Here is a 409-nt window from a genome sequence, read left to right as displayed (position 1 = left end):
CCACCTGCCAATGCAAGAGCAGCAACAATTCTTGATAGAATCACAAACGGTGATGCAGGCACTAGAAGCGTTATTTTTGCCCGATAAGATGAACCTTGGGGCTCTGGGCAATATGGTGCCGCAGCTGCACGTTCATCATATTGCGCGCTTTAAGACCGACCATGCATGGCCAGGGCCGGTATGGGGAAACACCAAGGGTGAATTTAGACGCGACCTGGAACAACAGCAACTGCTAGAGCAGATCAAAAAAAAGCTAGGCAACTGCGAGCAGTTTAAACCTAGCTGATTGGAAACTTAGCGTGTAGCGACGTTTACATTTGAACGTTTAAGCTAATACCTTGATTGATGGTATAGCGCACGCCCTTTTCTTGACCCTTGATGGTGTCAAACATGCGGGTGACCTTACCTT

At 47.9% G+C, this 409-nt stretch carries 1 protein-coding gene; it reads left to right on the top strand.

Annotated features, from left to right (window positions below; translation table 11 throughout):
* A partial coding sequence (locus AB4585_RS28070; protein WP_372172043.1) for an HIT domain-containing protein occupies positions 1 to 286 on the top strand: 286 nt, incomplete at its 5' end.
* Positions 287 to 409 lie beyond the last annotated feature (123 nt).

Origin of the sequence: Vibrio sp. 10N.222.49.C9, assembly GCF_041474985.1 — a bacterium.
Taxonomy (GTDB): Bacteria; Pseudomonadota; Gammaproteobacteria; order Enterobacterales; family Vibrionaceae; genus Vibrio; species Vibrio crassostreae_C.
This window is presented reverse-complemented; position numbering and strand designations above follow the sequence as displayed.